This is a genomic window from Microbacterium sp. (assembly GCF_052099035.1).
In the GTDB taxonomy this organism is placed as follows: Bacteria; Actinomycetota; Actinomycetes; order Actinomycetales; family Microbacteriaceae; genus Microbacterium.
Genome location: NZ_JBQDSX010000105.1, coordinates 1 through 6,895 on the forward strand (window position 1 = coordinate 1; position 6,895 = coordinate 6,895).

Below are 6,895 nucleotides of genomic sequence, written 5' to 3' on the forward strand. Positions count from 1 at the left end.
GGGAGTGGGTCGTGACCACACGTACAGCACAGCAGTCCACCCGTCAGGTCTCGCGTCGGTCTTCCTCGGAGAAGCCGGATCAGGACCTCCGCACCTACGTGCTCGACACGTCGGTGCTGCTTTCGGATCCGCAGGCGCTGTTCCGTTTCGCCGAGCACTCGATCGTTCTCCCGGTCGTGGTGATCACGGAGCTCGAAGGCAAGCGGCACGACCCGGAGATCGGCTACTTCGCCCGCCAGGCGCTGCGGCACCTCGATGAACTGCGCATCGAACACGGACGGCTCGATTTCGCCGTGCCGATCGGCGAGGGCGGCACATTTCGGGTGGAGCTGAGTAACACCGACGGGCAGGTGCTGCCCAGCGGCATCCGACTCGGCGACAACGACAGCCGCATTCTCTCGGTGGCCATGCACCTGTCTCAGGACGGTCAGGACGTCACGATCGTCTCCAAAGATCTCCCGATGCGTGTGAAAGCCGCATCCCTCGGTCTCGTGGCCGAGGAGTATCTCGCCGAGCAAGCCGTGGACTCCGGCTGGACCGGCATCGCCACCCTCAACCTCTCGGGCGACGAGATCAGCGACCTGTACGAGAGTGAAGTCGGCATCAGCGAAGACGCGCGTGGAATCCCCGTGAACACAGGGCTGATCATCCACTCCGAGCGCGGTTCGGCACTGGGGCGGGTCACGGGCGACGGCGAATACGGCCTGGTGCGCGGCGATCGCGAGCTGTTCGGGATGCACGGCCGGTCGGCTGAACAGCGCATCGCGATCGATCTGCTCCTCGATCCCGATGTCGGCATCGTCTCGCTCGGCGGCCGGGCCGGCACGGGCAAATCGGCGCTCGCGCTGTGCGCGGGGCTGGAAGCGGTGCTCGAGCGGCAGCAGCAGAAGAAGATCATCGTGTTCCGGCCGCTGTTCGCTGTCGGCGGGCAGGAGCTCGGATACCTCCCGGGTGACCAGGGCGAGAAGATGGGGCCGTGGGGGCAGGCGGTCTTCGACACGCTCGGCTCGGTCGTCTCCGGCAATGTCGTCGAAGAGGTCATCGAGCGGGGACTGCTGGAGGTGCTGCCGCTGACCCACATCCGCGGCCGCTCGCTGCACGACGCCTTCGTGATCGTCGACGAGGCGCAGTCGCTGGAGCGGAACGTGCTGCTGACGGTGCTCAGCCGCATGGGCCAGAACTCGCGGGTCGTGCTCACCCACGACGTCGGGCAGCGCGACAACCTGCGGGTCGGCCGTCACGACGGGATCGCCTCGGTGATCGAGACGCTCAAGGGACACGACCTGTTCGGGCACGTGACCCTGACGCGCTCGGAGCGCTCGGCGATCGCGGCGCTGGTCACGGAACTGCTGGAGGGCGGGGAGCTCAGCTGACGCTGGGCGTTGCGCCGTCCCGATCTGCTGACGCTGTCCCGATCTGCTGACGAATCTTCCCAGAACGTCAGCAGATCGGGACCGGCTCAGCAGATCGGGACGGATCGGCTCAGGCATATGCGCGCATCCGACGGAGCGCGGCAAGAATCGCGGCTTGAACGGTCGGCCAGTCGTGGAGGATCTGCGCGTAGTCGAAGCGCAGTGTCTCGTATCCCAAGGCGGATGCCGCGGCATCCCGCACCAGGTCTTTGTGGCGTTTTTCTTCCGAGGCGTGATTCTCCTTGCCGTCGGCCTCGAGGATGAGTCTGCCACCGATGACAAAGTCGACTTTTCCTACGCCCGTGATCACCACTTGGCAGTCGAGTCGGATGCTGAGGAGATGGAGTCTCAGTCGCAGCAGAGACTCCAGACCGCTGTCGGCATCAGACCGTGCCAGGTCGACGAGCCACCGAGCGGATGCTGGGAGCGCAGAGCGGATTCTCGTGCGAGCGGCCTTCGATAAGAGTCGGAGCCTCCACGCGGACTCATATGCCGCGAAGAAGGCTTCGTCACCCGCGCAGCGAAAGAAATGCAGCAGCGCGGTCACCAGATCGACACGTCCCAGCGGTGGTCGCCCTCGGTAGAAATGGGACACGCATGCGCAGCGGTCGTGTGGATGCGCATGGCGGTCAGGGCCCAACCACACGTGTGGAACCTCGGTGGCATCGAGGACCCAGATCTTGAGCATCTGCAGCACGCTCGCGCAGGTAAGCGCCCCACCGTGAGCGGTTGCCATATGAATGTCAGGGTGCAGGGGAGGCACGGCGAATACGCCGTCGCGGATGCGCTGGATCGCCCCGCGTTGCACCATTCGAGACAGGGTGCGGCGGGTGAACCCGAGGGTCTGCAGGTGGGAGCCGCGGGCGAGGCCGCCTAGCCTTCTGATCGTTTCCGGTGCCGAGAGCATGCCTGTCAGGATGCCCGGTGCCGCAGCATCCGATTGTCCGAGAACACGCGAACGGGGGACAAAATGCGCAGACGAATATCTGTGCAGGAGGGGTGGCGACGCCCCGATCTGCTGACGCTGTCCCGATCTGCTGACGAATGTGGCAAAAAGGTCAGCAGATCGGGACCGGCCCAGCAGATCGGGACGGGCGCAGCGCGCGGATACGATGAACGGATGCCTGAAGACCTGCCTGTGTCCGAGTATGCGTTCCCGGGTCCGCTCCGCGATCAGCTCGTCGGGGCGATCCTGAGCGGCGCGAAGACGTCGACCACGTCACTCGTAGCGCAGTACGAACTCGACGACGAGCCACTCCCGACCGTCGGAGAGCGTGCGATCGTGATCGACTCCGCGGGCCAGCCTGTGTGCATCGAGGAGATCACCGGGGTCCGTGTGGTGCGGCTCGCCGACGTCGACCTCGAGCATGCGATCGCAGAGGGCGAGGGATTCACGACCGTTGCCGAGTGGCGCGCGGGCCATGAGGAGTTCTGGCACAGCCCGGACTTCCGCGAGGGGATGGGCGACTCGGACTTCACTGTCGACGATGACACTCAGACAGTGCTCGTGCGGTTCCGGGTCGAGCCCGCCTGATCCCAGCATCCGGATCAAAAACGCCCCGATCTGCGGGCCCTGTCCCGATCTGCTGACGAATTGGTGAAATAAGTCAGCAGATCGGGACGGCCTCAGCAAATCGGGGCGTTCGCGAACGCGGCTGAGCGCGTCAGCCGGCGTGCGTCATGCTCAGCAGGTCGAGCTTCTCGTCCAGCTGCGCCTCGGTGATCTCACCGCGCTCGACGTATCCGAGATCGATCACGGCGTCGCGCACGGTGATGCCCTTCGCGACGGCGTGCTTGGCGATCTTCGAACCGGCCTCGTAGCCGATGACCTTGTTCAACGGAGTCACGGTCGACGGGCTCATGCCGGCCAGCTCTGCAGCCCGCTCGATGTTGGCCTCCAGGCCGTCGACGGTCTTGTCCGCGAGCACGCGCGAAGCGTTCGAGAGCAGACGGATCGACTCGAGCAGGGCGGTGCCCATCACCGGGATCGCCACGTTCAATTCGAACGAACCGGATGCTCCGGCCCAGGCCACCGTCGCGTCGTTGCCGATCACGCGGGCGCAGACCATCAGCACGGCCTCGGGGATGACGGGGTTCACCTTGCCGGGCATGATCGAGGAGCCCGGCTGCAGGTCGGGGATGTGCAGTTCGCCGAGTCCCGTGTTCGGACCCGAGCCCATCCAGCGCAGGTCGTTGTTGATCTTCGTCAGCGAGACGGCGATGGTGCGCAGTGCTCCGGATGCTTCGACCAGCCCGTCGCGGTTCGCCTGAGCCTCGAAGTGGTCCTTGGCCTCGGTGATCGGCAGCTCGGTCTCGGCCGCGAGCAGCTCGATGACCTTCTGCGGGAACCCGAGCGGGGTGTTGATGCCGGTGCCGACCGCAGTACCGCCCAGCGGAACCTCAGCCACGCGGGGGAGCGCCGACTGCACGCGCTCGATGCCCAGGCGCATCTGGCGGGCGTAGCCGCCGAACTCCTGGCCGAGGGTCACGGGCGTGGCATCCATGAGGTGGGTGCGGCCGGACTTGACGGCATCCTTCCACAGCTCCTGCTTTGCCTCCAGCGCCACGGCGAGGTGGTCCAGCGAAGGGATGAGCGTGTCGATCAGCGCCTGAGTGACGGCGATGTGCACCGACGTCGGGAACACGTCGTTCGACGACTGCGAAGCGTTGACATGGTCGTTCGGGTGCACCGTCGAGCCGAGGATGCCGGTCGCAAGCGTTGCGAGCACCTCGTTCATGTTCATGTTCGACGAGGTGCCGGAGCCGGTCTGGTAGGTGTCGACGGGGAACTCGCCGTCGTGCGCTCCCGTGGCGACCTGATCGGCGGCGGCCGCGATCGCGTCTGCGATGGCGCCATCGAGGGTCCCGAGCTCCTTGTTCGCGAGGGCGGCGGCCTTCTTGATCCGGGCGAGGGCGGCGATCTGGGTCGATTCCAGTCCCGAGCCGGAGATCGGGAAGTTCTCCACGGCGCGCTGGGTCTGCGCCCCGTACAGCGCGTTCGCGGGCACCCGCACTTCGCCCATCGTGTCGTGTTCGATGCGGTACTCGTTATCAGTCACTTCGATCCCTCCTGGGTTGTGGGGACATCGATCCCCGAGTCGATTCCAACAGTGATGACGGGCACGGCCGTGCCCTCGGCAAGACGGTAATTCGCGCCCACGATTCCCAAGCGCCCTTCGGCGACGGCTTCGCTGATCAGTTCTGAGGACTGCAGCAGGTTGGCGACGGTGTTGCGCAGGTGCTCTGCTCCGACGAGCTCGGCGTCGATGTCGGCGGGAGAGGTGCCGCCTTCGGATGCCAGCACCTTGCGGGCGGACGGGATGATCGGCGCGATCAGTTTCCAGATGTGCGGGGGGAGAGGTGCCGCATCGATCGCCGTCCCCTCGATAGCCGCGGCCACCGCGCCGCACTCATCGTGCGCGAGGACGACGATGAGGGGAACCTTCAGGATCTCGACGGCGTACTCGAGACTTCCGACGATCGACTCGCCGATGACCTGACCGGCATTGCGCACGACGAAGAGATCGCCGAGGCCCTTGTCGAAGATGATCTCGGCGGCGAGGCGCGAGTCGGAGCACCCGAACAGGGTCGCGACCGGATGCTGTTGATGCGCGAGATCATTGCGTCGCTCGACATCCTGATTCGGATGCCGGGGCTCACCCGTGACGAAACGGCGATTGCCGTCCAGCATCTCCTGCCAGGCGGCGGTCGGGGTGAGCGGTGTCATGGAGCCTCCGAGATGGTGCGGATCTGCGGGATGAGAGATTCGGCGAGCTCTGCCGTCGAGTCGGCCGAGCGCGACCCGTAGAGCAGGATGTAGTCGTCACCCGCCTGCGTGCCGATGGCATAGTCCACGTTGTTCTCGGACTTGCCGCGCATCGAATAGACGTCCCATTCGAGGCCGCCGATCTGGACGGTGTCTGTCGCAGCCGTACCATCGAGTACCTGCGGCGCCCACGATGCATCGGCGTCGAAGGCTTGAGCGACACGAATGAATCCGCGCTCGTCCTCATCCGCCGGGGCCAGTGTGATATCCCAGACGACGGTCGCGCCGCCCTGCAGCTCGGCAGCGTTCACGCGCCAGAAGTCATCGAGTTCGGGGACGAGGACCGGACGCTCCATCGTTGATTCGACGTCGGCCGCGATACCGGGGAGGTCGACCTGGTGCTCGGTGGCGGGCTGGCCGCGCGGCACTCCGAAGACGATGATCGCGACCACCGCGAGAGTGATGATGAGGGCGGCGATGAGGTTGCGGAAGGTCTGGCTGGCGCGATAGGTCTTGCTGAATTCCGCCTTGCGCGCTGCGGTTTCTTCCGGGGTCTCCGGGCGACCGAGCTCTGCGACGACGCGCGGCTGCTTGCTCATGAGTCGTCCGCCTCGGATGCTGGTGAGTCAGATGCCGCGGGACGAGTGGCTTCAAGCCGGCGCTTCGCGCCGAGCAGCCATTCTTCGCAGCGTGCGGCGAGAGCCTCACCGCGTTCCCACAGGGCGAGGGAATGCTCGAGCGTCGGGGAACCCTGCTCGAGCTCTGCGACGACCCGGACCAGCTCGTCGCGAGCGTCTTCGAACGACAGGGATTCCACCGGGGTGTCGTTGGGCGCAGTCACGCCCTCCATCCTACGACGCGGCCGTCGTCACGCTTTCGCCCCGGTGAGAATCGCTCTGCACGACGAGAATCGTGCTGGCAGCAGCCGTCTCGTCGCGCAGGGCAACTCTCGGGGTGGGCGCGCGTCAGCCAGCCTCAGGGATCTCGCCCTCGGAGCGCGCGGCGACAGAGCCGCGTTCGACCGTGATCGTGAGAGCGCTGCCGGACGGGGCATCGGCCGCATCGCGCAGAATCACGCCGCCATCGAGGTGGGCGATCGCGTAGCCGCGGGCGAGTGTTGCCGCTGGCGACAGAGCGCGGAGGGACGCGCGCAGCTCGCTGGTCTTCCGTCCGGCGGCGTCGAGCTGACGGGTGATCGTGTCTCGGCCGCGTGCCAGCAGCAGCCAGAGCTCCTGCGCCCGATCGGCGATGATCGGGTCGGGGGAGCGCAGCACCGGGCGCGAGCGCAGCTGCTCGAGCTGTGAGATGTCGTGCGTAATGCGCTGAGTCAGGCGCGATGTCGCGCGCGAGCGCAGTTGCGCGATCAGGGCGCGCTGCTCTCCGACATCCGGGACGACCCGCTTGGCGGCATCCGTCGGTGTCGATGCGCGCAGGTCGGCGACGTCGTCGAGAAGCGGGTGGTCGTTCTCGTGCCCGATCGCCGAGACGACCGGGGTGGATGCCGCGGCCACAGCCCGCACGAGGCGTTCGTCGCTGAATCCCAGCAGCGTCTGCGGATCGCCGCCGCCACGGGCGATGACGATGACATCGACATCGGGATCAGCATCCAGCTTCGCGAGCGCAGCCAAGGTCTCGGGAACGCACCGGTCGCCCTGTACTGCCGCGTACTCGGTGCGGAAGCGCACCTGCGGCCAGCGCAGCTCGGCGTTGCGGTGCA

The 6,895-nt window shown here is 66.5% G+C and carries 8 protein-coding genes; 2 read left to right on the forward strand and 6 right to left on the reverse strand.

Annotated elements, in window-relative coordinates:
- Window positions 1-11: 11 nt before the first annotated feature.
- Window positions 12-1,373 carry a PhoH family protein gene (locus ACTIAO_RS16555; RefSeq protein WP_441907220.1) on the forward strand — a complete coding sequence of 454 codons (1,362 nt, stop codon included), beginning with the start codon at window positions 12-14 and terminating at the stop codon, window positions 1,371-1,373.
- A gap of 109 nt (window positions 1,374-1,482) precedes the next feature.
- Here the strand turns inward: ACTIAO_RS16555 and ACTIAO_RS16560 are convergent, their stop codons facing one another.
- Window positions 1,483-2,319, reverse strand: coding sequence for a DUF559 domain-containing protein (locus ACTIAO_RS16560; protein ID WP_441907213.1), 837 nt, complete (start codon window positions 2,317-2,319; stop codon window positions 1,483-1,485).
- Between the two features lie 213 nt (window positions 2,320-2,532).
- Here ACTIAO_RS16560 and ACTIAO_RS16565 point away from each other — a divergent pair, with 213 nt between their 5' ends.
- Window positions 2,533-2,946 (forward strand): ASCH domain-containing protein, encoded by a 414-nt coding sequence (locus ACTIAO_RS16565; RefSeq protein ID WP_441907214.1) that lies wholly within the window; start codon window positions 2,533-2,535, stop codon window positions 2,944-2,946.
- Between the two features lie 130 nt (window positions 2,947-3,076).
- Here the strand turns inward: ACTIAO_RS16565 and ACTIAO_RS16570 are convergent, their stop codons facing one another.
- The 5 genes from ACTIAO_RS16570 to xseA form a co-directional block, all read right to left on the reverse strand.
- Window positions 3,077-4,471, reverse strand: coding sequence for a class II fumarate hydratase (locus ACTIAO_RS16570; RefSeq protein ID WP_441907215.1), 1,395 nt, complete (start codon window positions 4,469-4,471; stop codon window positions 3,077-3,079).
- Window positions 4,468-5,139, reverse strand: a complete 672-nt coding sequence (locus tag ACTIAO_RS16575) for a carbonic anhydrase (RefSeq protein WP_441907216.1) — start codon at window positions 5,137-5,139, stop codon at window positions 4,468-4,470. Before ACTIAO_RS16575 ends, ACTIAO_RS16570 begins: the two co-directional genes overlap by 4 nt.
- Window positions 5,136-5,777, reverse strand: a complete 642-nt coding sequence (locus ACTIAO_RS16580; protein ID WP_441907217.1) for a DUF4245 family protein — start codon at window positions 5,775-5,777, stop codon at window positions 5,136-5,138. The genes ACTIAO_RS16575 and ACTIAO_RS16580 overlap by 4 nt, the downstream gene beginning before the upstream one ends.
- Window positions 5,774-6,028 (reverse strand): exodeoxyribonuclease VII small subunit, encoded by a 255-nt coding sequence (locus ACTIAO_RS16585; RefSeq protein WP_441907218.1) that lies wholly within the window; start codon window positions 6,026-6,028, stop codon window positions 5,774-5,776. Before ACTIAO_RS16585 ends, ACTIAO_RS16580 begins: the two co-directional genes overlap by 4 nt.
- 115 nt (window positions 6,029-6,143) lie before the next feature.
- On the reverse strand, window positions 6,144-6,895 hold a 752-nt coding region (gene xseA, locus ACTIAO_RS16590; RefSeq protein WP_441907219.1), incomplete at its 5' end, for an exodeoxyribonuclease VII large subunit.

Excerpts from the sequence above, each read along its gene's own strand:
- ACTIAO_RS16560 (WP_441907213.1), bottom strand. The coding sequence starts at position 2,319 with ATGCTCTCGGCACCGGAAACGATCAGAAGGCTAGGCGGCCTCGCCCGC.
- ACTIAO_RS16575 (WP_441907216.1), bottom strand. The coding sequence starts at position 5,139 with ATGACACCGCTCACCCCGACCGCCGCCTGGCAGGAGATGCTGGACGGC.
- ACTIAO_RS16585 (WP_441907218.1), bottom strand. The coding sequence starts at position 6,028 with ATGGAGGGCGTGACTGCGCCCAACGACACCCCGGTGGAATCCCTGTCG.
- ACTIAO_RS16565 (WP_441907214.1), top strand. The coding sequence starts at position 2,533 with ATGCCTGAAGACCTGCCTGTGTCCGAGTATGCGTTCCCGGGTCCGCTC.
- ACTIAO_RS16580 (WP_441907217.1), bottom strand. The coding sequence starts at position 5,777 with ATGAGCAAGCAGCCGCGCGTCGTCGCAGAGCTCGGTCGCCCGGAGACC.